Source organism: Streptomyces europaeiscabiei (assembly GCF_036346855.1).
In the GTDB taxonomy this organism is placed as follows: Bacteria; Actinomycetota; Actinomycetes; order Streptomycetales; family Streptomycetaceae; genus Streptomyces; species Streptomyces europaeiscabiei.
Window position 1 is genome coordinate 4,422,061 of the sequence record NZ_CP107841.1, and the last position, 24,537, is coordinate 4,446,597.

The 24,537-nt window shown below is 71.1% G+C and carries 21 protein-coding genes; 10 read left to right on the forward strand and 11 right to left on the reverse strand.

Features of this window, described 5'->3' with window-relative positions; translation table 11 throughout:
- Positions 1–128: 128 nt before the first annotated feature.
- Positions 129–605 carry a large conductance mechanosensitive channel protein MscL gene (gene mscL / locus OG858_RS19055; protein WP_179200955.1) on the forward strand — a complete coding sequence of 159 codons (477 nt, stop codon included), beginning with the start codon at positions 129–131 and terminating at the stop codon, positions 603–605.
- 28 nt (positions 606–633) lie between these two features.
- Here mscL and OG858_RS19060 read toward each other — a convergent pair whose 3' ends face one another.
- Positions 634–816: a hypothetical protein gene (locus OG858_RS19060; RefSeq protein WP_037705523.1), complete on the reverse strand. Its 183-nt coding sequence runs from the start codon at positions 814–816 to the stop codon at positions 634–636.
- Positions 817–979: 163 nt separating this feature from the next.
- Between OG858_RS19060 and OG858_RS19065 the strand changes: the two genes are divergently transcribed.
- The 4 genes from OG858_RS19065 to OG858_RS19080 all read left to right on the forward strand — a co-directional run bounded on the left by OG858_RS19065 (position 980) and on the right by OG858_RS19080 (position 5,677).
- Positions 980–2,311 carry a low temperature requirement protein A gene (locus OG858_RS19065; protein ID WP_327744010.1) on the forward strand — a complete coding sequence of 444 codons (1,332 nt, stop codon included), beginning with the start codon at positions 980–982 and terminating at the stop codon, positions 2,309–2,311.
- A complete protein-coding gene (locus tag OG858_RS19070; RefSeq protein WP_319069153.1) occupies positions 2,301–3,341 on the forward strand; it encodes a P1 family peptidase in 1,041 nt (346 codons plus the stop codon). Before OG858_RS19065 ends, OG858_RS19070 begins: the two co-directional genes overlap by 11 nt.
- Before the next feature lie 202 nt (positions 3,342–3,543).
- The gene (locus tag OG858_RS19075; protein ID WP_319262327.1) at positions 3,544–4,761 is read left to right on the forward strand and encodes a L,D-transpeptidase; all 1,218 of its coding nucleotides are present in this window, start codon (positions 3,544–3,546) and stop codon (positions 4,759–4,761) included.
- A gap of 157 nt (positions 4,762–4,918) precedes the next feature.
- Positions 4,919–5,677, forward strand: coding sequence for a DUF6227 family protein (locus OG858_RS19080; RefSeq protein ID WP_086748212.1), 759 nt, complete (start codon positions 4,919–4,921; stop codon positions 5,675–5,677).
- 52 nt (positions 5,678–5,729) lie between these two features.
- Here the strand turns inward: OG858_RS19080 and OG858_RS19085 are convergent, their stop codons facing one another.
- The 5 genes from OG858_RS19085 to OG858_RS19105 all read right to left on the reverse strand — a co-directional run bounded on the left by OG858_RS19085 (position 5,730) and on the right by OG858_RS19105 (position 12,025).
- On the reverse strand, positions 5,730–6,008 hold the full coding sequence (locus tag OG858_RS19085; RefSeq protein WP_319069154.1) for a hypothetical protein: 279 nt from the start codon (positions 6,006–6,008) through the stop codon (positions 5,730–5,732).
- Between the two features lie 286 nt (positions 6,009–6,294).
- Complete coding sequence (locus tag OG858_RS19090) at positions 6,295–8,385, reverse strand: PTS fructose transporter subunit IIABC (RefSeq protein WP_328544694.1); 2,091 nt, start codon at positions 8,383–8,385, stop codon at positions 6,295–6,297.
- Positions 8,386–8,539: 154 nt separating this feature from the next.
- On the reverse strand, positions 8,540–9,487 hold the full coding sequence (gene pfkB / locus OG858_RS19095; protein WP_086753369.1) for a 1-phosphofructokinase: 948 nt from the start codon (positions 9,485–9,487) through the stop codon (positions 8,540–8,542).
- The gene (locus tag OG858_RS19100) at positions 9,484–10,308 is read right to left on the reverse strand and encodes a DeoR/GlpR family DNA-binding transcription regulator (protein WP_086753371.1); all 825 of its coding nucleotides are present in this window, start codon (positions 10,306–10,308) and stop codon (positions 9,484–9,486) included. The genes pfkB and OG858_RS19100 overlap by 4 nt, the downstream gene beginning before the upstream one ends.
- A 199-nt stretch (positions 10,309–10,507) precedes the next feature.
- Positions 10,508–12,025, reverse strand: a complete 1,518-nt coding sequence (locus OG858_RS19105; RefSeq protein ID WP_256960313.1) for an MFS transporter — start codon at positions 12,023–12,025, stop codon at positions 10,508–10,510.
- Positions 12,026–12,304: 279 nt separating this feature from the next.
- Here OG858_RS19105 and OG858_RS19110 point away from each other — a divergent pair, with 279 nt between their 5' ends.
- The gene (locus OG858_RS19110; RefSeq protein ID WP_086747644.1) at positions 12,305–13,279 is read left to right on the forward strand and encodes a helix-turn-helix transcriptional regulator; all 975 of its coding nucleotides are present in this window, start codon (positions 12,305–12,307) and stop codon (positions 13,277–13,279) included.
- An 860-nt stretch (positions 13,280–14,139) separates the two neighbouring features.
- On the opposite strand, the gene OG858_RS19115 is transcribed toward OG858_RS19110, so the two are convergent.
- Positions 14,140–15,135 carry a sigma-70 family RNA polymerase sigma factor gene (locus OG858_RS19115; RefSeq protein WP_037705510.1) on the reverse strand — a complete coding sequence of 332 codons (996 nt, stop codon included), beginning with the start codon at positions 15,133–15,135 and terminating at the stop codon, positions 14,140–14,142.
- Between the two features lie 193 nt (positions 15,136–15,328).
- Here OG858_RS19115 and OG858_RS19120 point away from each other — a divergent pair, with 193 nt between their 5' ends.
- Positions 15,329–15,847, forward strand: coding sequence for a GNAT family N-acetyltransferase (locus OG858_RS19120; RefSeq protein ID WP_086747643.1), 519 nt, complete (start codon positions 15,329–15,331; stop codon positions 15,845–15,847).
- Between the two features lie 88 nt (positions 15,848–15,935).
- Here OG858_RS19120 and OG858_RS19125 read toward each other — a convergent pair whose 3' ends face one another.
- The gene (locus OG858_RS19125) at positions 15,936–16,286 is read right to left on the reverse strand and encodes a DUF1330 domain-containing protein (protein WP_086747642.1); all 351 of its coding nucleotides are present in this window, start codon (positions 16,284–16,286) and stop codon (positions 15,936–15,938) included.
- 159 nt (positions 16,287–16,445) lie between these two features.
- Positions 16,446–17,231 (reverse strand): dioxygenase family protein, encoded by a 786-nt coding sequence (locus OG858_RS19130; RefSeq protein WP_086747641.1) that lies wholly within the window; start codon positions 17,229–17,231, stop codon positions 16,446–16,448.
- Positions 17,232–17,437: 206 nt separating this feature from the next.
- Here OG858_RS19130 and OG858_RS19135 point away from each other — a divergent pair, with 206 nt between their 5' ends.
- Positions 17,438–17,944, forward strand: a complete 507-nt coding sequence (locus OG858_RS19135) for a MarR family winged helix-turn-helix transcriptional regulator (RefSeq protein WP_319069167.1) — start codon at positions 17,438–17,440, stop codon at positions 17,942–17,944.
- Positions 17,945–18,108: 164 nt separating this feature from the next.
- Here the strand turns inward: OG858_RS19135 and OG858_RS19140 are convergent, their stop codons facing one another.
- A complete protein-coding gene (locus tag OG858_RS19140) occupies positions 18,109–19,659 on the reverse strand; it encodes an MFS transporter (protein WP_179201438.1) in 1,551 nt (516 codons plus the stop codon).
- Between the two features lie 313 nt (positions 19,660–19,972).
- The gene (locus OG858_RS19145) at positions 19,973–20,632 is read right to left on the reverse strand and encodes a TetR/AcrR family transcriptional regulator (RefSeq protein WP_319321781.1); all 660 of its coding nucleotides are present in this window, start codon (positions 20,630–20,632) and stop codon (positions 19,973–19,975) included.
- Positions 20,633–20,914: 282 nt separating this feature from the next.
- Here OG858_RS19145 and OG858_RS19150 point away from each other — a divergent pair, with 282 nt between their 5' ends.
- Positions 20,915–22,216, forward strand: coding sequence for a M6 family metalloprotease domain-containing protein (locus OG858_RS19150; protein WP_319069169.1), 1,302 nt, complete (start codon positions 20,915–20,917; stop codon positions 22,214–22,216).
- A 463-nt stretch (positions 22,217–22,679) separates the two neighbouring features.
- On the forward strand, positions 22,680–24,368 hold the full coding sequence (locus tag OG858_RS19155) for an IclR family transcriptional regulator domain-containing protein (protein WP_319069170.1): 1,689 nt from the start codon (positions 22,680–22,682) through the stop codon (positions 24,366–24,368).
- The last annotated feature ends 169 nt before the right edge of the window (positions 24,369–24,537 follow it).

Genomic DNA, 24,537 nt, shown 5'->3' on the forward strand with positions numbered 1-24,537 from the left:
TGGTCCTGCGAAAGCCGGCCCCCACCCGTCAAGTCCCACGATGGAGGGACCCCATTGGACACCCCGGCCCGGCCCTGACGTAGGTTGCGGAGTCATTTGTTCCACAATCAGCGCAGAGAGGCCTCGTGGTGAGCGAGAAGAAGAAGCCGAGCGTCTGGGAGGGCTTCAAGGCCTTCCTGATGCGGGGGAACGTCATCGACCTGGCCGTCGCCGTGGTCATCGGCGCGGCATTCACCAACATCGTCAACTCGGTGGTGAAGGGACTCATCAACCCGTTGGTGGGGGCGATCGGCACCAAGAATCTCGACAGTTATGTCAGCTGCGTGGAGAAACCCTGCGAGGTGGCCGACGACGGCACGGTGACCAGCGGTATCCAGATCGCGTGGGGCTCGGTGCTGGGCGCCACGCTCAGCTTCGTGATCACCGCGGCCGTCGTCTACTTCCTGATGGTGCTCCCCATGGCCAAGTACCTGGCCCGTCAGGAGGCCCGCCGGAAGGCGAAGGAGGGCATGCAGGAGGTCATCGAGGTGAGCGAGCTGGAGGTGCTCAAGGAGATCCGCGACGCCCTGGTGGCCCAGCGCGGCTCGGGCCACGACCGCGATTAGCGGCACCGGAGGCCCTTGGCGGACGGTGTCAGATGTGGTGGGGCGGCTTCTCGTCGAGGAAGCGCTTCAGGTCGGCCACGCTGTCGCCGCCGTCGCCGGGCCGCTCGCCCCACCCGTGGTCCGTGTCGTCGGACGACGGCCGGCTGAGCGGGTCGTCGAAGACGAGCGCGGCCTTGGGGTCACGCGGTTCGGGGGCGGGAGCGGTACTCATGCCTCCAGGGTACGGCCCCGAGCACGAACGGCGGCCGGTCGCAGCCCCAGCCCCGGCTCGCCCACACGTTCACCGGGCCCGTCCGCGCACTCCCTCGGTCCACCCAGGAACTGGTGAACACCCGAGCGGGAATTCCACCGGCTTTTCTGGTGTGCTTGGCCGCATGACGCCCAGTTCCACGCCATCGACCCCCTCGGTTCCGGAACCGGCCCCAGGTTCCGGAACTGCCTCGGCTTCCGCCTCCTCTCCCGGCGTCGGCCGGGCTCCGGTGCGCAGGCTGGTCGCGCGGGGGCGTGAGGAGGAACATCGGGTCGCCTCACCGCTGGAGCTCTTCTTCGACCTGTGCTTCGTCGTGGCCGTCGCCCAGGCGGGCATCCAACTGGTGCACGCCGTCGCGGAGGCGCACGCCGCCGAGGGCATCGTGAACTACGCGATGATCTTCTTCGCGATCTGGTGGGCCTGGATGAACTTCACCTGGTTCGCCTCGGCGTACGACAACGACGACGTGCCGTACCGACTGGTGACCCTCCTCCAGATCGCCGGTGTGCTGGTCCTCGCCGCCGGGGTCACCCGGGCCTTCGAGGACCACGACTGGCTGTTGGTCGTCCTCGGCTATGTGATCATGCGGCTGGCGATGACCGCGCAGTGGCTGCGGGCCGGGCGAAGCGCCACGGGCGCCGAGCGGGTCACGGCACTGCGGTACGCGGGCGGCGTGGCGCTGTGCCAGGTCGGCTGGCTGGGGCTGCTGATCGTGCCGGAACCGGCCAGGCCGTGGCTGTTCCTGGTGATGGCGATCGCCGAACTGTGCGTCCCGGTGTACGCGGAGAAGGGCTTCCAGACGCCCTGGCATCCGCATCACATCGCCGAGCGGTACGGCCTGTTCACCATCATCGTGCTCGGCGAGACGCTCCTGGCGGCGACGGTCGCCGTGAAGTCGGCGGTGGACGACGACGACGCGCTGGGCGAGCTGCTGCCCATCGCGGTGGGCGGGCTGCTGATCGTGTTCTCGGCGTGGTGGGTCTACTTCGCCGTTCCCATCCACGGTCATCTGCGCTCCAACAAGGAGAGCTTCCTGTGGGGTTACGGCCACTACCTGATCTTCGCCTCGGCGGCCGCGATCGGCGCCGGACTGGAGGTCGCGGTGGAGCAGGCGGTGCACAAGGCGCACATCTCCACGCTCGCCGCGTCGGCCGCGGTGACCCTGCCGACGGCGCTGTATCTCCTCTCCGTGTGGGCGCTGCACGCCCGTCACCACAAGGTGGGCACGGCCCAGCAGACCGTCCTGCCGCTCTCCGCGCTGGCCGTGATCGTGTGCACGTTCCTGGGGCACTGGGCAGTCCTGGCCGCGGGCGTCGTGGCGGCCGTGACGGTCACGGTCGGGGTGGTGTTCACCGCCCGCGCCCACAGCACCCACGACGCCGAAGAGACCCGCCAGGCCCACCCGGCCCGCGAGACACGAGAGGCCCACAGCACTCATGACGTCCATGACAGTTGACGCGCTGACCGATGTTCCCGGCCTGTTGGTCGGCCACGCCACCCGGGTCGGCGGGGGCTGGCTCACCGGTACCACGGTCGTGCTGGCTCCGGAGGGCGGCGCGGTCGCGGCCGTGGACGTCCGCGGGGGTGGGCCGGGCACCAAGGAGACGGACGCGCTCGACCCGCGCAACCTGGTGCAGAAGGTCGAGGCGGTGGTCCTGACCGGCGGCAGCGCGTACGGGCTGGACGCCGCGTCGGGAGTGATGGCCTGGCTGGAGGAGCGCGGACGCGGTGTGCGGGTGGGGCCCGACCCGGCGCACGTGGTGCCGGTCGTGCCGGCCGCCTGTGTCTTCGACCTGGGGCGGGGCGGGGAGTTCAGGGCCAGACCGGACGCGGCCACCGGCCGGGCGGCGGTCGAGGCAGCCGCCGCGAGCGGGCCCGGCTCTCCGGTGGCGGAGGGGTGCGTGGGTGCCGGGACGGGGGCGACGGTCGGGCTGCTCAAGGGCGGCATCGGCACCGCGAGCACCGTGCTGGACTCGGGGATCACGGTGGCCGCACTGGTGGTCGCCAACGCGGCGGGATCGGTGACGGATCCGGAGACGGGGGTGCTGTACGGGGAGTTGTTCCAGGGACGTGCGGCGTATCCGGCGCCCGAGGTCCACGAGAACGCACGCCGCAGGGTCGCCGAGGCCGCCGCGAAGAGTCCCCCTCCCCCGCTGAACACCACGCTGGCCGTGGTCGCCACCGACGCCGACCTGACCCGCGCCCAGGCCCAGAAGCTGGCGGGCACGGCACACGACGGCATCGCCCGCGCCGTACGCCCCGTGCATCTGCTCAACGACGGCGACACGGTGTTCGCCCTGGCGACGGGTGCCCGGCCGCTGCCGCCCCGGGCCGGCCTCCTCGCTCTGAACGAACTCCTCGCGGCAGGGGCGGACTTGGTGACCCGGGCGATCGTACGGGCGGTGCGGGCGGCCGAGTCGGTGGACGGGCCCGGTGGAGTGTGGCCGTCGTACGAGGAGTTGTACGGAGAGGGACGACGGGGATGAGGATGAGGGGGATGAGGGGGATGAGGGGGGTCTGAGGTCCGCTGGTTCCAGCCGCTGTCGCCGGGGGCGATTGTCCCGGTTCTGTCACGTGATGCCCTCAGGCGGGAGTCAGGGGGAACCCGCCCGGCCGCTGCTCGCTCCTTCTTCACGTACCGAGCGGATCACGTGGATCGCCGTTGACGCGAAGAAGCTGGAGCAGATCGTGACGAGGCCGAAGATTGCTGTACGGCGGGCACTGGGGACCTGTGCCGTGCTGGTGGTCGGTGCGCTGACCCTCACCGGCTGTGGCGGGGACGCCCAGGCCGACAACGAGAGTGGCGGCAAGGGGACTTCGGCCGGGGACGCGGACGCGCGGATCACGATCTCGGCGAAGGACGGTTCGACGGGCGCTTCCATCAACGCGACCGGCGTGAAGGTCAGCGGCGGCAAGCTGACCGAGGTGGAGATGACCGTCGCCGAGGGCGGCGCGGTGGTGGCGGGCGAGATAGCGGCGGACGGGCGGTCCTGGAAGCCGAAGGAGCAGTTGGAGCGCGGCACGAAGTACCGGATCTCCGCGACCGCGAAGAGCGCCGCCGGGAAGACGTCGGCCGCCAACTCCATCTTCACGACCGTGTCGACGGCCAACAGCTTCATCGGGACGTACACACCGGACAACGGCACCACGGTCGGGGTCGGGATGCCGGTGTCGTTCACCTTCGACAAGGCGATCACGGACAAGAAGGCCGTGCAGTCGCACATCAAGGTGACGTCGAGCAGCGGGCAGGAGGTGGTCGGGCACTGGTTCGGGGCGCAGCGTCTCGACTTCCGGCCCGAGGAGTACTGGAAGGCCGGGTCCAAGGTCACGATGAAGCTGGACCTGGACGGCGTGGAGGGCGCGAACGGCCTCTACGGCGTGCAGGACAAGACGGTCACCTTCACGGTCGGGCGCTCGCAGGTCTCCACGGTCGACGTGAACACGCAGACCATGACGGTCGAACGGGACGGGAAGACACTCAAGACCGTGCCGATCTCGGCGGGCGCCGCGGCGAACCCGACGTACAACGGCCAGATGGTGATCTCGGAGAAGTTCCGGCAGACGCGGATGAACGGGTCGACGGTGGGCTTCGGCGGTGAGTACGACATCGCGGACGTGCCGAACGCGATGCGGCTGACCACATCGGGCACCTTCATCCACGGCAACTACTGGTACAACAGGTCCAACCCGCCCTTCGGTCGGCAGGGCACCAGCCACGGCTGCGTCGGCCTCGCGGACGCCCAGGGGGCGAACGGCGACACGGTCGGCAAGTGGTTCTTCGACAACTCGCTGATCGGCGACGTGGTGATCGTCAAGAACTCCCCCGACAAGACGGTCTCGCCGGACAACGGCCTCAACGGCTGGAACATGTCGTGGAGCGAGTGGACGGCGGGAGACGCCATCTGACCCCTCTGTTCTGGGAGTTCGTCGGGCCGCGCGGGAACGAACCGCGCGGCTCCGGCGTTCTATCCACGTACGTTTTCTCGGTTCCCGGACATGATGTCCGACCGAGGGGCTACGGTATGCACCCACAAGGTGACATGCAGCAACGCCGGGAGAAACCTTGAGCGTTCCGTACGAGACGGCAGCGTACGAGCCACCCGAGTCGCCCGAGTCTCCTGAGGAGCACCTCGCGCGGCTCCTCGGCCGCGCCCTGAACTCCTTCGAACTGCCCGACGAGACGATACGACAGCTCGACTGCGCCCTCGCGCACGACAGCTCGCTGCACTCCGCGCACTACAGTTCGGGGCTGCACCGGGCGACGTACCGGCACACCTGGCTGCTCGCCGACGGTTCGGCCGTCACCATGTGGGAGCTGGTGCACAACACGGTGCCCGGCAGCGACACCCAGCACGAGGTGTACACGGACGAGGAGGAGCTGCGGGCCGCCACCGCGCGCCTGCCGCTGCCGCCGGACGCCCCCGACTTCGAGTTGCCCACCATGGTGGAACTGGCGGCGTTCCCCGAGCCGCGCCACGAGTACGCGCTGGACGACTCGGCGGACCACGCCCGCCGGCTGCTGCGGCGCGCGGAGAACCCGGACCCGCCCGGGGACGAGCTGGCCACGCTGCTGCTGCGGACCGCGTTCGCGCACGAGATCACCCAGGCCTTCGGCCGCCCGCACCGTCCCGCCCGGCACGGCCGGCCGGGCTTGAGCTTCTCGCTCTACGAACACGCGTTCCTGCTCGCGGACGGGCAGGAGGTCTCCCTCTGGGAGGTCGAACACACGGCCACGCCTGACGGGCGCCACATGTGCGAGGTGTACGCGTCGGAGGACGCGGCCCGAGACGCGATGGAGCGGCGGGCGGGGACCCTCGGCTAGACCTCTCGGACCTTGCGGGCCTGCGGGCCTGCGGGCCTGCGGGCGGAGGGGCTCAGGCCATGCGGTCGTCGCTGAACTGTCGGGCCAGGAACGCGAAGGCGTCCTGCTCCGCCGGGGTCAGCTCCACGTGCTCCACGTGCGGGCCCCTGCGGAGCTGATGGGGCAGGCCCCGCAGACGCTGCCCGCGCCTGCGGGCCCGGTCGGCGAAGCGGCCGCGGTGGACCTCGTGGTCACGGCGCAGGACGCGGACGAGCACGGCGACCCAGACGACCGCCGCGAGGACGAGGGCGGCCACGCCCAACGGGTGGAGGATCGACACGTGCTCAGGCATGCCGTCCAGTAGACACCACCCGATGGGACTTTGAGCCCGGACCGTGACGTATCTCGCAGGTACGGCTTACACGTCACACCGGTTGTAAAGGCTTCAAAGGGACGCACGGGGCGTCTCGCTCACCTCGGTCCGGCCCCTGTCTCCTCCCGGCCGGGGAACGCGTACGACCGCGGCCCTCCCCGGCCGGGGAACGCGCATGGCCGAGGCCCTCCCCGGCCGGGAAACACGTACGACCGCGGCCCCCTCCCACGCGGAGGGGGCCTCGGCCGTACGCACGGTCACGGGTTCAGGCCGCGACCGGCTCCTTCGTCTGCGCGTCGGCGGCCGCGGGAGCGGACTCGGGCGTCGTGCCCGCCGGGGCCTTGCGCATGCCCTTCAGGAGGATGACCAGGCCGGCCGTGACCGCCGTACCGACCGCGACGGCCAGCAGGTAGAGGAACGGCCTGCCGATCAGCGGGGTGACCCAGATACCGCCGTGCGGGGCGCGCAGGGTCGAGCCGAAGGCCATGGCCAGCGCGCCGGTGACCGCGCCGCCCGCCATGGAGGCCGGGATCACGCGCAGCGGGTCGGCCGCCGCGAACGGGATCGCGCCCTCGGAGATGAACGAGGCACCGAGCACCCAGGCCGCCTTGCCGTTCTCGCGCTCGGTGGTGGTGAACAGCTTCTTGCGGATCGTGGTCGCGAGGGCCATGCCCAGCGGCGGGACCATGCCGGCCGCCATGACAGCCGCCATGATCTTCATCGCGGAGTCGCTGGGGTCCTGCACGGCGATACCGGCGGTGGCGAAGGCGTAGGCGACCTTGTTGACGGGGCCGCCCAGGTCGAAGCACATCATCAGGCCGAGCAGGACACCGAGCAGGATCGCGTTGCTGCCGGAGAGGCCGCTCAGCCAGTCCGTCATGCCCTTCTGCGCCTCGGCGATGGGCTTGCCGATCACCACCAGCATCAGGAAGCCGACGATCATCGACGAGATGAGCGGGATCACCACCACCGGCATGATGCCGCGCATCACCGGCGGGATCTTGATCCGCTGGATACCGAGGACGACCCCACCGGCGATCAGACCGGCGGCCAGGCCACCGAGGAAACCCGCGTTGATGTTGGCGGCGATCATGCCGCCGACGAAGCCGGGGACGAGACCCGGCCGGTCCGCCATGCCGTACGCGATGTAACCGGCGAGGACGGGGATCAGGAAGCCGAAGGCGACGTCACCGATCTGGAACAGCAGGGCCGCCCAGCTGTCGACCTGGAGCCAGTCGAAGTGCTCGGTGACCGGCTTGGCCTGGTTGATCTCCCAGCCGCCGATCGCGAAGCCGAGGGCGATGAGGAGACCGCCCGCCGCGACGAACGGGACCATGTAGCTCACGCCTGACATCAGCCACTTGCGCAGCTTGGTGCCGTAGCCCTCGCCGGGCTCGCCCGCCCGGTCGACAGGGGTGCCGGGGCGCGCGGCGGCGGTGACCTCGCCGCGCTCGGCCTTGCCGCGGACCTCGGCGATCAGTGCGGCGGGGCGGCTGATGCCCGCTTTCACGCCGACGTCGACGGTGGGCTTGCCGGCGAAGCGGTCCTTCTCCCGTACGGGCACGTCGTGGGCGAAGATCACACCGTCGGCGGCGGCGATGACCGCCGGGTCGAGACGGGAGAACCCGGCCGAGCCCTGCGTCTCGACGACGATCTCGACGTCACCGGCGTCCCGGCCCGCGTTCTCCAGCGACTCGGCGGCCATGTAGGTGTGCGCGATGCCGGTGGGGCAGGAGGTGACGGCGACGATACGGAAGGGGCGGGCCTCGACGGGGGCGGCCTCGACGGGGGCGGCCTCTTCGGGGACGGTCGGCGCCGGGGTCGTGCTGACCGCGGCGGCGTCGGGGGAGGCCGTTCCGCCCGACGCCGCCGCGGAGTCTTCGGTGCCCGAGGTGGTCTCGGTGGGCTGTGCCGTCTCGTCGCCCCGGATGAGCGCGGCGGCGCGGGCCGCGTCGTCCACGGCGCGGAGCGCGTCCGTGAACTCGGTGTTCATCAGCTGGCGGGCGAGGGAGGACAGGATCGTGAGGTGGGCGTCGTCCGCGCCCGCCGGGGCGGCGATCAGGAAGATCAGGTCGGCGGGGCCGTCGGGCGCGCCGAAGTCGACGCCGGCCGCGCTGCGGCCGAAGGCGAGGGTCGGCTCGGTGACGTGCTCGCTGCGGCAGTGCGGGATGCCGATGCCGCCGTCGAGGCCGGTCGGCATCTGCGCCTCACGGGCGGCCACGTCGGCGAGGAAGCCGTCCAGGTCGGTGACCCGGCCCTTCGCCACCATGCGCTCGGCGAGGGCACGCGCCGCCGCTTCCTTCGTATCGGCGGACAGGTCGAGGTCGACCAGGTCCGCGGTGATCATCTCGCTCATCGCGGGCTCCTTCGCACGCGTATCGCCCGGGGGATGTGGCGGGCGGGGGTGGGGACGGAGGTGTGGGGGGCGTGGGCCACGGGGGCCGACCGGGGGAAGGACAGGTGCGGGAGGGCGGGTAAGGAAGAACGCAGGTTCGTTCGCGGTCTTCCGCTCATGACACCGGCTCCCTCAGGACCAGGTCCGCCGGTATCTCCGCCGTCACCGTGACCGCGGCCGGGTCCAGGTCGGACGGGGTCGGCATGACGCTTCCCGGGAGTTGGACGGCGGCGGCGCCGTGGGCGACGGCGGACGCGAGGGCTTCGGGGCCGTGGCCGCCGGCGATGAGGAAGCCGGCGAGGGAGGAGTCGCCGGCGCCGACGTTGCTGCGGACGGCGTCGACGCGGGCGGTGCCGAACCAGGCGCCCGAGGCGTCGACGAGGAGCTGCCCGTCGGCGCCGAGGCTGGCCAGCACCGCGTCGGCGCCCATCTCGCGGAGCTCCTCCGCGGCCTTGACGGCGTCGCCGACGGTGGCGAGGGGGCGGCCCACGGCTTCGGCGAGTTCCTCGGCGTTGGGTTTGACGACGTCCGGGCGTTCGCGGAGGGCGGCGAGCAGGGCCGGGCCGGAGGTGTCCAGGGCGATGCGGACGCCGGCGGCGTGCGCGCGGGCGACGAGTTCGGCGTACCAGGACGGGGCGAGGCCGCGCGGGAGGCTGCCGCAGCAGGCGATCCAGGAAGCGTCGGCGGACTGGGCACGGACGGTCTCCAGGAGGAGTTCCTGCTCGGCGGCCGTCAGTTCGGGGCCGGGTGCGTTGATCTTCGTCAGGACGCCGTCGGCCTCGGCGAGGGCGATGTTGGAGCGGGTCGCCCCGGCCACCGGCACCCGCGCGACCTCGATGCCCTGCGCGTCGAGGAGGTCCGCGACCAGCGCGCCCGGCGCTCCGCCGAGCGGCAGTACGGCCACGGTGCGCCGGCCGGCCGCGGCGACCGCCCGGGATACGTTGACGCCCTTGCCGCCCGGGTCCATGCGTTCGCCGGTGGCCCGGATGACCTCACCGCGGTCGAGGGAGGGGACCTCGTAGGTGCGGTCGAGGGACGGGTTCGGTGTGACGGTGAGGATCATGAGCGGTCTTTCCGGCCGTTGGACCGGGCCGCGGCGGAGCCGTTGACGGGTGTCGTGCCCGGGACGCGCAGCACTTCGGTGCCCTTGCGTTCGATGGCGAGGGCGTCTTCGGGACTCAGTCCGCCGTCGGTGATCAGCAGATCCACGTCGCTCAGGTCGCCGAAGCGGGCGAAGTGCTCCTGGCCGTGCTTGGAGGAGTCGGCGAGCAGCACCACGCGCCGGGCGGCGGCCACCGCCGCCCGCTTCACGGCGGCCTCGGCGAGGTCGGGGGTGGTCAGACCGTGGTCGACGGAGAAACCGTTGGCCGCCACGAAGAGGACGTCGGCGCGGATCTCTCCGTAGGCCCTGAGCGCCCAGGCGTCCACGGCGGCGCGCGTGCGGTGGCGGACACGGCCGCCGACCAGGTGGAGCTGGATGCCCGGGTGGTCGGCGAGGCGGGCCGCGATCGGCAGGCTGTGCGTGACCGCGGTGAGCGCGGCCTCCAGCGGGATGACGGCGGCGAGGCGCGCGATCGTCGTACCGGCGTCGAGGACGACCGTGCCGTCGCTCGGCAGTTCGGCGAGGGCGGCCTGCGCGATGCGGTCCTTCTCGTCGGCCGCGGTGCCCTCACGCTCGGCGAGGTCGGGCTCGAAGTCCAGGCGGCCGGCGGGGATCGCGCCGCCGTGCACCCGCTGGACGAGGCCGGCGCGGTCGAGGGCCTTCAGATCCCGGCGGATGGTCTCCGCCGTGACCTGGAACTCCTCCGCCAGCGACACCACGTCCACCCGGCCGCCGTCACGCGCGAGCCGGAGGATCTCCTGCTGCCGCTCCGGTGCGTACATGTCCGTTCCCCTCCGACCGATGCCCGATTCTGTGGTTTCGATCGGAGGCTACGCCCGGATTTCCAGAAAGTAAACAGGTTCGGGCGTGACTCAGACATGGACGGGCATGCCCGGGCGTACGGCGAGAGGTGGGGTCCGGCACCTTCCCAGGTGCCGGACCCCACCTCTCGCCGCCGCCGGCGCACCGGTTCACCGCCGGTCAGCGCACCGGCTCACCGGCCCGTGCCGACGCCTGCTCACCGGCCCCGGCGTACACCGGCTCGTCGGTTTCTGCGTACACCGGCTCGTCGGGCTCCGCGGACGTCGACTCGTCGGGCTCCGGGGACGTCGGCTCACCGGGCACCGGGGCGGCTCGCCCCGGCAGGGCGAACATCAGCAGGAAGATCGCGACCAGGACGGCGGCCACCCAGCCGAGCGCGTACTCGAAGGCGTCCACGAAGGCGGGGCCGATCTCGGCCGAGGCGAGGTGGTCGTCCATGACGCCGAAGAAGACGACGGCGACCAGGCCGAGGCCCAGCGCATTGCCCATCTGCTGGACGGTGCTGATCAGCCCGGACGCGGACCCGGCGTGCTCTCGCGGCACTCCGGAGAGGATCGCGTCGGTCAGCGGGGCGACGACGAGACCCATGCCCGCGCCCATCACGACCAGCGGGAGCGCCATCTGCCAGGGGGTGATGGCGAGGCCGTACCGTTCGGACTCCGCCAGGTACAGCAGCACCCCGGCCGCCATCAGCAGCGCGCCCGTCTGGAGGACCTTGCGGCCGAAGCGCGGGACGAGCTTCTGGACCGAGACCCCGGCCGCGACCGACACGGCGAGGGAGAACGGGATGCCGGTGAGGCCGGCCCGCAGGACGCTCCAGCCGAGGCCGGTCTGGAGATAGAGCGTCCAGACGAGGAAGAAGACACCGAGGGCGACGCCGAAGACGGTCTGCACGGCGATGCCCGCAGCGAAGCTCTTCACCCTGAACAGCGACAGTTCGATGAGCGGCGACCCGTCACGCGCGGTCTTGCGCCGCTCGTACGCCACCAGCGCCACGAGCACGGCCAGCGAGCCGGCCATCGAGACGTACCCCCACAGCGGCCAGTCCAGCTCCCGGCCCCGGGTGAGCGGGTAGAGCAGCATCAGCAGGCCGGCGGTGACGAGGGCGACGCCCACGAGGTCCAGCTTCAGTGCCTGCGGGGCCTTGGACTCGGTGATGAAACGGCGGCCCAGGATCAGGCCCGCGACGCCGACCGGCAGGTTGATCAGGAAGATCGCCCGCCATTCGAGGCCGAGCGGGTTCCACTCGATGAGCAGGGCGCCGAGCAGCGGGCCGGAGACCGCGCCGAGGCCCACGATCGCCCCGAACAGGCCGAACACCTTGCCGCGTTCGTGCGCCGGGAAGGTCGCGTGCACGATCGACAGCACCTGCGGCACCATCAGCGCGGCGGTCGCGCCCTGCGCGATCCTCGCCGCCACCAGCATCTCCGGGTTCGCGGCGAGGCCGCACAGCGCGGAGGCGAGCGTGAAGCCGCCGATCCCGAGGAGGAAGATCCGCCTGCGGCCGTGGATGTCGCCGAGGCGGCCACCGGTGACGAGGCCCGCGGCGAAGGCGAGGGCGTAGCCGGCGGTGATCCACTGGATCTGGCTGAACGTGGCGTGTTCGCTTCGCTGGATGGAGGGGATCGCGATGTTGACGATGGTGACGTCGACCAGGTCCATGAAGGCGGCCGTCATGACGATGGCGAGGGCTGTCCAGCGGCGGCGGTCGGCTCCGCCGGGGGACGCGTCGAGCGCCGTTCGGGCTTCTGTCGTCGGGTCGCCGACGTTCGTCCGTGGCTGGTCGCGCCCACGCGACGGAGTCGCAGATGTAACAGCCCCGCGCCCCTGAAGGGCGCTCGTTGTCGAGGTCATGCGTGGAAAGTAGAGGTCCAGTAGGCCAGATCGTGTCCTACTTCTCCGGCATGCTCGGGTCATGACGACACCAGGGAAACCATCGGCCGGAGAGGGGCTCTCATGACCACCGACACCCCCGGCAGGCTCCTCCAACTCCTCTCCCTCCTCCAGACGCCCCGTGAGTGGCCCGGTGGGGAACTCGCCGGGCGGCTCGGGGTGTCGCGTCGTACGGTCCGGCGGGACATCGACCGGCTGCGGGAGCTGGGGTATCCGGTGCAGGCGACCATGGGGGCCGAGGGCGGGTACCGGCTGGTGGCGGGGAAGGCGATGCCCCCGCTCGTGCTGGACGACGAGGAGGCCGTGGCGATCGCGGTGGGGTTGCGGGCCGGGGCCGGGCACGCGGTGGAGGGGGTGGACGAGGCGTCCGTACGGGCGCTCGCCAAGCTCGAACAGGTGCTGCCGTCGCGGTTGCGTCACCGGGTCTCCACGTTGCAGGCCGCCACCACTCCCCTGACCAGCGGCGACGGGGCGACCGTCGCACCCGAGACGTTGACCGTGATGGCCTCGGCGGTGGCGGGTCGGGAGCGGCTGCGCTTCGCCTACCGTTCCGGCGACGGCACGGACTCACGGCGCCACTGCGAGCCGTACCGGCTCGTCTCGACCGGCCGCCGCTGGTATCTCGTCGCGTACGACCTCGACCGCGCCGCCTGGCGCACCTTCCGGGTCGACCGGGTCGAGGAACCTTTCGCCACGGGCGCCCGGTACGCGCCGCGTGAGCTGCCGACGGGGAGTGCGGAGGAATATCTGCGGCAGTCGATGTACCGGCGGCAGGAGACCTACGCGTTCGACGTCACCTTCGCCGCGCCCGCCGAGTTCATCGCGGCCCGGCTCCCCCGCTGGTTCGGTACGCCCGAACCCCTCGACGAGCACAACTGCCGGCTGCGGGCCTCCGTCGGCGACTCCGTGGAGTGGCTGGCCGTACGGCTCGCCATGGTCGACTGCGACTTCACAGTGCACGAGCCGCCTGAACTGGTCGGGTGTGTCAAGGAGTTGGGCTCACGGCTGACTCGGGCGGCGGGCGCCTCCGAGGCGTGAGGCTCGGGGTCGGACACGGGACGCGGGACGCGAGGCACGAGGCACGGGACGCGAGGCACGGGACGCGAGGCACGGGACGCGGGCCTCTGACGTGCGGGACGCGGGCCTCTGACGTGCGGGTATGGCACTCGCCATGCCCGGGCGGGGATTGCCTCCGGGGCACTATCTGCCCCGTTCGGTTCACCCCCGGGGTTCAGGGGCCGGGGGTCGGTCTGCCTGGCCCTGATTCCCTCCGGCCGGACCCCTCGGGCCGGTCGGACTCCCTCGGGCCGGTCGGCCCGTTCGGGCGGCTTCCCCCCTGTGGCTTCCGGGGCTCCCCGGGGCTTCCATGGCTTCCATGGCTTCCATGGCTTCCATGGCTTCCATGGCTTCCATGGCTTCCTGCGACAGCGGAAAAGAAGCCGGGCTCCGGCGCCGGGGGGGGTGGCGCCGAAGCCCGGCTCTCGGAGAGTCCCGGCGCTGGGGGGAGAGCGTCGGGACTCGGCTTCGGATGGCTTCGGTGAAGTCCGGGGTCCTGCGGTGAAGTCCTGTTCAGGGCCATGACGGGACTTCGAGTGGTGACGGCGTACGGAGGCGCACACGCACTTCGGTGTGGCGTGTGCCCCCCCGACTCCCTCGAACTCCGGGTCCCGGGCCTGACGGCTCCGGGCCCGGTGAAGTCGTGGCCCGGAAGTCTTGTGCCCCGGGAACGGGGAGTTGAAGCGGCGTAGTACGGCCAAGTAGCGGCACAGTACGGCCAAGGTGTGGCCGACGTACGGGTGGTACGCCGGACCAAGCCCCGTGGCGGCCCCAGGGGTTGGGCCGTACGGGGCCTTGGTCCGTACCGGGCCGGATCGTCCGTTGCTTGACCCTCGAAAGGGTCAGGCGACCGCGTCGAAGCCGGTGTCGCGGGCGAGCTTCTTCAGTTCGAGCAGGGCGTGCTTCTCGATCTGGCGGATCCGCTCACGGGTGAGCCCGTGTTCCTTGCCGACCTCGGTGAGGGTGCGCTCGCGGCCGTCCTCGATGCCGTACCGCATCTTGATGATGGACGCGGTGCGCTGGTCGAGGCGCCCGATGAGGTCGTCCAGCTCCTCGCTGCGCAGCAGCGTGAGCACGGACTGCTCGGGCGAGACCGCGGAGGTGTCCTCCAGCAGGTCGCCGAACTGGGTGTCGCCGTCGTCGTCCACCGACATGTTCAGCGAGACCGGGTCGCGGGCCCAGTCGAGGACGTCGATGACACGGTCCGCGTTGGAACCGAGCTCGGCGGCGATCTCCCGGGGCTCGGGGTCGCGCCCGTGCTCGCGGTTGAACTCGCGCTGCACGCGGCGGATCCGGCCCAGCTCCTCGACGAGGTGGACGGGCAGCCGGATGGTGCGCGACTGGTCCGCTATCGAACGGGTGATGGCCTGACGGATCCACCAGGTGGCGTACGTCGAGAACTTGAAGCCCTTGCGGTAGTCGAACTTCTCGACCGCGCGGACCAGGCCGGCGTTGCCCTCCTGGATGAGATCGAGCAGGGGCAGGCCACTGCGCGGATAGCGCCGGGCGACGGCCACGACAAGGCGCAGGTTGGACCGTATGAAGATGTCCTTGGCCCGCTCGCTGTCGGCGACGAGGGCTTCGAGCTCCTCGCGGGTGGCGTCCGCCTTGGGCTCCTCGGCGCCGTCGAGGATCTGCTGCGCGAACACACCCGCCTCGATCATCTGGGACAGCTCGACTTCCTTGGCGGCGTCGAGCAGCGGTGTACGCGCGATCTCGTCGAGGTACATGCCGACCAGGTCGCGGTCGGCGATCTCGCCGCCAGAGGCGCGAACGCTGCGAGCCGCGTCGGTCCGGCCGGCGGACGAACGACGAGCGGCGACGGCACGGGTTGCCATGCGTGCTCCCTTGCGATGGTGGGCTGGCAGGGTCGTATCGGGTCCTGCACGGGTCTTGATGCGGCCGCTCGGACACTCTCCCGAGTGCCCTGCTTCCGAAGGAAACAACGACTGGAATCAGGACAGAATTCCCAACCCGTCCCACTATTTTTCTGATCTTGCAGTACCCTGTGCCGCCACAGGGGGAGGCGAGATGTCCAGGGAGTCCGTAGAGGTGCAGGTCAGACCAGGAGTCGAGACCGACCTCGCCGCCCTCACCGACATCTACAACCACTACGTCCGTGAGACGCCCATCACATTCGATACCGCCGTCTTCACTCCGGAAGAGCGCCGTCCTTGGCTCCTCTCCCACCCTGAAGACGGCCCGCACCGCCTGATGGTTGCCACCTCCACGGACTCACAGCGGATTCTCGGGTACGCCACGAGCAGCGCGTTTCGCGTGAAACCGGCGTACGACACCTCGGTGGAGGTGTCGGTGTACCTCGCCCCGGACGCGGGCGGCCGGGGCGTGGGCACGCTGCTGTACAAGGCCTTGTTCGAGGCGCTCGCCGACGAGGACGTCCATCGCGCCTACGCCGGGATCGCCCAGCCGAACGAGGCGTCGACACGGCTGCACGAGCGGTTCGGGTTCCGTTACGTCGGCACGTATCGGGAGGTCGGGCGGAAGTTCGGGCGGTACTGGGATGTGGCCTGGTACGAGAAGGGGCTGTGACTCCCCGCCGACGGCCCGGGCCGTTGATCGGCCGAACTCGCTGATCGGCCGAACCCACCGCTCGGCCGAACTCACTGCTCGGCCGAACTCACTGCTCGGCAGACAGTGCCTCCCTCATGACCTTCGCGGAGGCGGTGGGGTCGTAGTTCTCGGGCACCCCTTCGACCAGGATGATGTCGCCCTCGACATGTCGTGACCGCAGCGGGGCTATTTCCTGGTACGCGGGGGAGTCCCACCAGCTCCGCGCCTCGGCGATCCCGGGGAAGCCGATCACCACGACAGCTCCGGGCCAGCCCCCCTCCTTCACCTCGTGCTGGGCGAAGTGCACGAGGAAGCGGCCGCCGTACGGCTCGAAGGTGGCGGGGATGCGCTCGACGTACTCGGCGATCTCCGGGTGCGGGGCGGCGTCCCTCAGGTGGGCTATGGCGTAGGCGGGCATGGCGTCCTTCCGGTCGGGCGCTCTGGCGGTCGGGCTCCGTACGCCGACGAGCCTGACAGCCGGACGGGCCGGGGTCGATGACCTGACAGGTAAACGACCCCGGCCCGAGGGCCCGTGCCAACAGGCCCGCCCCGTCGCCGGGGCCGCCGCCGGGAGCGGCTAGCCGAACTGCACCGAGCGCTTCGCCAGCCCCAGCCAGAAGCCGTCGATCACCGACCGCTGGGCATCCAGTTCACCGGAGGCCTCGGCCGCGCCCATCGTGACGAAGAGGGGGGCGAAGTGCTCCGTGCGGGGGTGGGCGAGCTGCCCGGCCGGGGACTTGTGGAGGAAGTCGAGGAGGGCGTCCCAGTCGCGGGATTCGAGGGCCCGGTGGCCCCAGTCGTCGAACTCGGTGGACCAGGTGGGGACGCCGGCCTGGCGGAGGGCGGCCAGGTTGTGGGTGAAGAATCCGGAGCCGATGATCAGCACGCCCTCGTCCCGGAGGGGGGCGAGCTTGCGGCCGATGTCCATGAGCTTCACCGGGTCGAGCGTCGGCATGGAGATCTGCAGGACCGGGATGTCGGCGTCGGGGTACATCTCCACCAGGGGGACGTACGCACCGTGGTCGAGGCCCCGATCCGGAATGTCCTGGACGGGGATGCCGGGGGCCTGGAGCAGCTTGCGGACCGAGGCCGCCAGCTCGGGGGCACCCGGTGCCCCGTACTGGACCTTGTAGTAGTGCTCGGGGAAGCCCCAGAAGTCGTAGACCAGGGGGACGGGGGCGACGGCGCCGAGGGCGAGCGGGGCCTTCTCCCAGTGGGCGGAGACCATGAGGATCGCCTTGGGGCGGGGCAGGGTCGCCGACCAGGCGGCGAGCTCGGCGGGCCAGATCGGGTCGTCGGCGAGCGGCGGGGCCCCGTGACTCAGGTACAGGGCGGGCATGCGCTCGGCTGTGGCGGCGGACATAGGGGTGACTCCCTCAACACGCGCGACGCACACGACACACGCGCCTCGGCGGGCCCGGTGGTCGCTCTCTGTCTCCTTGGTTTCGCCTGGCTCTCCAGGCTCTTGAGACTCCCCCAACTCCCCAGTAGTTGAAGTCTCAATATTTCTTGTTTCACCTTACATCTCTATAGTTCAAATTTCAAGAAGGAGCCTCGTACAGTGGAGTCATGAAGGATGCATCCGCTGAGGAAGAACCCCGCTGGCTCACCGACGAGGAGCAACGCACCTGGCTCGCCTACGTGCACGCCACAACCCTGCTCGAGGACCATCTCGACCGCCAGTTGCAGCGCGACGCGGGCATGCCGCACCTCTACTACCACCTGCTCGTGGTGCTGTCCGCAGCGCCGGAGCGGCGGCTGCGGATGACCGAGCTGGCGATGCAGACGAAGATCACGCGGTCGCGGCTGTCGCACGCCGTGTCCCGGCTGGAGAAGAACGGGTGGGTGCGGCGCGAGGACTGTCCGTCCGACAAGCGGGGGCAGTTCACCGTACTGACGGACGGGGGGTCCGAGATGCTCTCGAAGAGCGCGCCGGGGCATGTGACCGCGGTGCGGCAGGCGCTGTTCGACCGGTTGTCGGCGGAACAGCGGAAGGCCCTCGGCGAGATCATGGGAGTCATCGCGGAGGGCCTTCAGCCGTCTGAGGCGGGTGCGGATCTGCCCTGGCTTCGTTAGGGGCCTTTCCGTCGTGGAGTTGTGCGGGTGGGCGGGGTCTCACGCGGTGGCCGCGCGGTTGCCGCGCAGCTGCCGCGCGGTTCCCGCACCCCTGGAGGGGTGGGGTGGGGTGGGGCATGAGCTTCACCCCTGCCCCACCCCACCCCACCCCTCCAGCACCCCTCTCAGTGGGCGATCACCGGAACCTTGATCTCGTCCGTCGCGTCCTCGCCCGCTCCGGCCGTGGCCGTCATGTCCGGCTTGCCGGTGGTGATGAGGGTGAAGGCGATGGCGGCGGAGGCCACGAGGATGGCCACGGCGAACCAGATGGCGTTGGTGTAGCCGTTGACCATGCCCTGGAGTTCGACCAGCTGGCGGGCCGGCTTCGAGGTGGCCGAGCCGATGTGGTCCTTGATGTAGGACGTGGTCGCGGAGGCGGCGATCGTGTTCAGGAGGGCCGTGCCGATGGCACCGCCGACCTGCTGGGAGGTGTTGACCATGGCGGAGGCCACGCCCGCGTCACGCGGTTCGACACCGTGGGTCGCGAGGGACATCGCCGGCATGAACGCCGTACCCATACCGAGGCCGAGCAGCAGCTGGGCCGGCAGGAGCAGACCGGCGTACGAGGAGTCGACCTCCATCTGGGTCAGCAGGAGCATGCCGAGGCCGGCGACCAGGAAGCCGGGGGCCATCAGCAGGCGCGGCGGGACCCGGGTCATGAGGCGGGTGCCGATCTGGGTCGAGCCGGTGATCATGCCCACGATCATGGGCAGGAAGGCGAAACCGGTCTTGACCGGCGAGTACCCCTTCACGATCTGCAGGTAGTAGGTCAGGAAGAGGAACAGGCCGAACATCGCGATGATCGCGAGGCCGAGGGAGAGGTAGACACCACCGCGGTTGCGCTCGATGAGCACGCGCAGCGGCAGCAGCGGGGCCTTGACCTTGGACTCGACGAACACGAAGGCCGCGAGAAGCACCGCCGAGGCGATGAACAGGGTGATCGTCATCGAGTCGCCCCAGCCCTCGGACTCGGCCCGCGTGAAGCCGTAGACCAGGGAGACCAGGCCCAGGGTGGACAGGATCACGCCGGGGATGTCGAGCGGGGAGCGGTTGCGGCCGCCCGCCGGCTCACGGATGACGAAGTACGCGCCGACCGCCGCGATCACCGCGAACGGGATGTTGACGAAGAAGGTCCAGCGCCAGTCCAGGTACTCGGTGAGGAAGCCGCCGAGGATCAGGCCCACGGCGCCGCCACCACCGGCGATCGCGCCGTAGATGCCGAAGGCCTTGGCCCGCTCCTTGGCGTCGGTGAACATCACGGCAAGGAGGGAGAGCGCGGCGGGCGCGAGCAGTGCGCCGAAGACGCCCTGGAGCGCGCGGGCGCCCAGCATCATGGCCTCACCGGTGGCGGCGCCGCCCAGCGCGGAGGCGCCGGCGAAGCCGATCAGGCCGGTGACGAAGGTGCGCTTGCGGCCCCACAGGTCGGAGATGCGGCCGCCGAAGAGGAGCAGGCCGCCGAAGGCCAGCGCGTACGCGGTGATGACCCACTGGCGGTTGCCGTCCGATATCCCCAGGTCCTGCTGGGCGGACGGAAGGGCGATGTTCACGATGGTCGCGTCGAGCACGACCATCAGCTGGGCGAGGGCGATGAAGACGAGCGCTTTCCAGCGGTTGGCATGAGCGTCGTTGCGCGGATCGTCCACCGATCCGGCGGCGCTGCGGACTGTTTCGGACATGGGGATACCCACTTCGGGACTTCGTGACGGAAAAATCGGTATCGGGTGGCGAAAAAGGCGTCGAGAGGTGGCGGCTTGTCGGCGGTCTGTCGTCGTCGACAGTGGTGAGATCGGTGCGATCGGGCGATCGGGCGATCGGCGGGATCCGTGCGACGCCGGCCTGTCTCTTGGCGGAATCGGCGGGATCGGTGCGATCGAGCGTCAGGTCAGGTTCGGGCCGGACCGGTTCGATGTCTGGTCAGGACGGTGTGGCCAGGTCGGGTGGGTCAGGTCAGGTCAGGTGGGCCAGGTCAGGTGGGCCAGGTCAGGTGGGTCAGGACGGGCAGGGCCTCCGTAGGTCCTCCACGGTGATGGGGGCACCGGGCAGTTCGGAGAGGGCCGGGGCACGCAGGCCGTCCAGGAACACTTGCAGGTGGCGGTGGAGGAAACGGTCGGCGCCCGCGCACTGGGTGCCGGCCGGGGGCCTGCTGAGCTGGCTGACGGCGATCATCAGGTCGCCGACACCCACGTCGGAGCGGAGCTGCCCGGCGTCCCGGGCGCGCTTCATGATCCCCTCGACCTGCTCCTCCAGACGCTCGCGCGCCGCCTCCAGGTCGGGGTGGTGCTTGTCGAACGTGCTCTGGATCATCGGGCAGAGCGCGCTGATCCGTTCGTCGGCCGAGGTGTGCACGAAGCGCGAGAGCGCCTCGAACGCGTCACCGGTCTCGGTGAGCGCAGCCTCGGCCGCGAGGGCCGTACGGTCCATGACCGAGCAGACGACCTCACGGACCAGCGCGTCGCGGTCCGGGAAGTTGCGGTACAGCGTGGCGTTGCCGACGCCGGCCCGGCGGGCGACCTCGTCGAGCGGCACCTCGGGGCCGAACTCGACGAACATCTCCCGTGCGGCGCTGACGATCCGCTCCCGGTTGCGCAGGGCGTCGGCCCGAGGGCGGGGCACCTTGCGACGTACGGCGGTGGCGGTGGCGGTCTCCACGACGTACTCCTCTTCCCTGATCCAGTGGTGTGGGGGGCGCCCGGGGACTATCCGGGGATGGAGTCCCCGTTTCGCTCGGACACATGGCTAAACGGGGAAATGATCCCCGGTTATTTCCGCCACCGAAGACTTTTCCCGTGACCTGGATCACACATCGACAGTCCTTGCGTCGATGCCCACGTTCGGCCCTTCCAGCGCGCGCCCGCGCACCCCTCGACCCAGGGTGATCGAGAGGGTGCAGCCCCGTCCCCGGGCGGCTGCCGTGGAGCGAAGGGCGCGTGCATGCAGCAGCCGTTCCGCAGACGCGGGATACCCGCGCGCCGGATACGTCCGCGCCGCGTCGTCGCGCTCGCCTCCGTCACCGCCCTCACGCTCGCGGTCAGCACCTCCGCCGGCACCGGGCACCTGATGGCGAAGGAGACGACGACGGCCGCGGGGGCCACAGCCCCGGCCCGCGGTTCGGCGCTCGACCCCTGCATGATCCGCGGTCCGCTCGGCACCCAGATGTCCGAGGGCGTGCCGACCCCGCCCGGCTACGCCCGCTCCACCGGCACGGTACGCGCCCTCAACCTGATGATCGACTTCTCCGACGCGCCCGGCGAGGGCAGTGCGATGGACCGCTTCGCGGAGTTCGCCCCGCAGACCCAGAAGTGGTTCAGGACCAGCAGTTACGGCCGTATCGACTACCGCCCCGAGGCCCCGCTCACCGAGTGGCTGCGGATGCCGAAGTCCTTCCGCTCGTACGGCATAGAGCGCGGCGCCCCCTTCGATCCCGGCTACCGCCGGCTGGTCCAGGACATGGTGCGGGCCGCCGATCCGCTGGTGGACTTCCGGTCGTACGACCTGATCAACGTCCTCGTCACCCCGAACGCGGGCCCCTCCGCCCTCGACACCGTCCTGTCGGTGACCTTCGCCGGCAACCGGGAGGCACCGGTCGCGGACGGTGTGCCGGTCGCCAACGCGTCCTTCGTCTACAGCCGCCAGGACGACGGCTCGGGCTCGTACGCGGAGACCGGGTACCGGGTCCTCCCCCACGAGAACGGCCATGTCTTCGGGCTGCCCGACCTCTACACCCACGAGGGTGGGGGCGCGGTCGGGCACTGGGACATCATGAGCGAGGACTGGGGCGTCGAGAACGATCTGCTGGGCTGGCACAAGTGGAAGCTCGGGTGGCTCGACGAGACGCAGGTCGGCTGCGTGGCCGCCGTCGGCACGGCCGAGTACACGCTGACCCCGCTCCCCGTCGCCGGCGGCGCGAAGCTGGTCGTCGTCCCGCTCGGCTCCCGAGCGGCGTACGTCGCCGAGCTGCGCACGCGGGCGGGCAACGACGCGGCGGTGTGCCGGCCGGGTGTGCTCGTCTACCGGGTCGACGCGACCGTCGACACCGGGAACGGGCCCATCAAGGTCCACGACTCCCGCCGGGACAGCGGTGGGTGCACCCGCAGCCCCAACGTCCACGCGGAGCTGTCCGACGCGCCGTTCGTCCCCGGTGAGACCTTCAAGGACGTGCGGACGGGGGTGGAGATCACCGTGGCCGGGGTGGATGTCGGGGGGAACCATCGGGTGGTGGTGAGCCGACGGTGACCTTTGGGGGTGGAGGACGGGGTGGGGTGGAGGACGGGGTGGGGTGGAGGACGGGGTGGGGTGGAGGACGGGGTGGGGTGGAGGACGGGGTGGGGTGGAGGACGGGGTGGGGTGTCTGGGGTATGTCTGGCGGGTGCGGGTCCGGTGGGGCTTCTCGCGCAGTTCCCCGCGCCCCTGAAAAGCAGGGGCTGCGCCCCATGCTTTTCGCCCCGCAGCCCCGTCGCCTTCCAGGCCCGCCGCCCCGTCGCCTTCCAGGCCCGCCGGCCGTCGCCTTCCAAACCCACCGGCCCGTCGCTTTCCAGACCCGCAGCGGCCACGTCATCCAGGCCCAGCAAGGGCCTGGTCTTCAGGGGCGCGGGGAACCGCGCGAGAAGCCCCACCGGATCCGCACCCGCCAGACCACACACGCGAGCTACCGGGCGCCCGGCGCGGCAGCGCGGCCGGACCGCATTACCGTGACCCCATGCTCCCGAACGCCCCGCGCGCGGTCCCCGCGCCCGCCGAAGCCGTCGCACCCCTGATGCGGGGGATCACCGTGCTGCGTCGGCTCACCGAGGCGGACGGAGCGCTGAGTCCGAGCGGGCTGGAGCGGGCCACCGGTCTCGCGCGCTCCACGGTCGACCGGATCACGGCGACGCTGGCCCGCATGGGCTACGTACGGCTGGACGGCCGCGACGCGGTCCTCGCCCCCCGCCTGATGGAGCTGGGCAACGCCTATCTGGCCGCCATCCGTCTCCCCCGCCTCCTCGACGCCCACGCGGACGCCCTCGCCGACGAGCTGGACGAGTCGGTGTCCCTGGCGGTCCGCGACCGGGACGGCGTCCGCTTCATCCACCAGGCGACCCGCCGCCGCGCGATGTCCCTCAGCTTCCGCATCGGCGACCTCCTCCCCGCCGAACGCACCGCCCCCGGCCCACTGTTCGCCACCGAGTGGGAGCCGGCGGACTGGGCCCGGTGGCACGCCCGCCGCGCGGCCGACCCGGAGGGCCACGGCTTCCCGGCGGTGCCTCCGCGCAGCGGCGCGTACGACGACTTCGAGGACCGTACGGTTCGGGCGGGCGCCCAAGGGTGGGCGCTGGACGACCAGTTGATCGAGCCGGGGCTGGTGGCGGTGTCCGTACCCGTGCGGGATCCGCGTACGGGGCGCATCGCGTGTGTGGCGAACGTCGTCAGCCATACGAGCCGGCACACGGCGGAGTCCCTGCGTTCGGTGCTGCTGCCGCGGCTGCGGGCGGCCGTGGGGGCGATGGAACGGGAGCTGCGGGAGCCCACGGTGGCCGCCGCCTCGGCGCGGGTCGGCGCCTCGGGCCCCTCCGGTCCCGTGGGTCGCTCCTCCGGTCTCGCCGCCTGGACCGGTGCGTCCAAGCAGGAACTGGGCCGGGAGTTCATCGAGTCGCTCGCCCGGGGGCTCACCGTGATCACCTCGTTCGGCGAGGGGCGGGCCACACTGACCCTCACCGAGGTCGCCCAGGCCACCGGGCTCGCTCGGGCGACGGCCCGGCGCGCGCTGATCACCCTCGAACACCTCGGGTACGTCGAGTCGTACGACCGTGTCTTCCGCCTCACGCCCCGGGTTCTGGGCCTGGGCTTCCCACCCCTGTCCATGCTGCCCCTCCCCCGGATCGCCGCGCCGCACCTGGCCGAACTCTCCGCGCGGGTCCACGACTCGGCGTCCCTCGCGATCCTCACCGGGGGCGGGGACGAGGTGCAGTACACGGCGCGGGTCGCCACGAGCCGCATCATGAGCGTCAACATCACCCTCGGCACACGGCTGCCGGCGTACGCGACCTCGCTCGGCCGCGTCATGCTCGCCGACCTGCTCCCCGAGGTCTCCCTGCCGGAGCGTCCCGTCCGACTGACCCCGCACACGGTCACCGACCGACGCGAACTGCTGGCCGTCCTGGAGCGCGTGCGGGGCGCCGGTTACGCCCTCGTCGACGGGGAGTTGGAGGAGGGCCTGCGGTCCATCGCCGTGCCGGTCCGGGAGCGGGGCGGGCGGGTCGTCGCCGCGGTGAATGTCGCCATGCACAGCAGTCGGCGGTCGGTCGAGGAGTGCGTGACGGAGGTCCTGCCCGAGCTGCGGGACGCGGTGGGGCGGATGGAAGGGGAGCTGGCGGTGGCGGGGATGTTCCGGCGCGTCCCGGAAGTCTGACGGAAGACCGAGGGACGTTCGACCTGAAGCCCCGCCTGAAGCCCGGCCGAAGCCCGCCCGAAAGCCCGGCCCGAAGCCCCGCCCGAAAGCCCGGCCAAGGCCCGACCTGCGGTGCGAACACCGTACGCTGGCCGTGTCAACCGTACGCAGGTAGAGGAGAGGCGCTCCC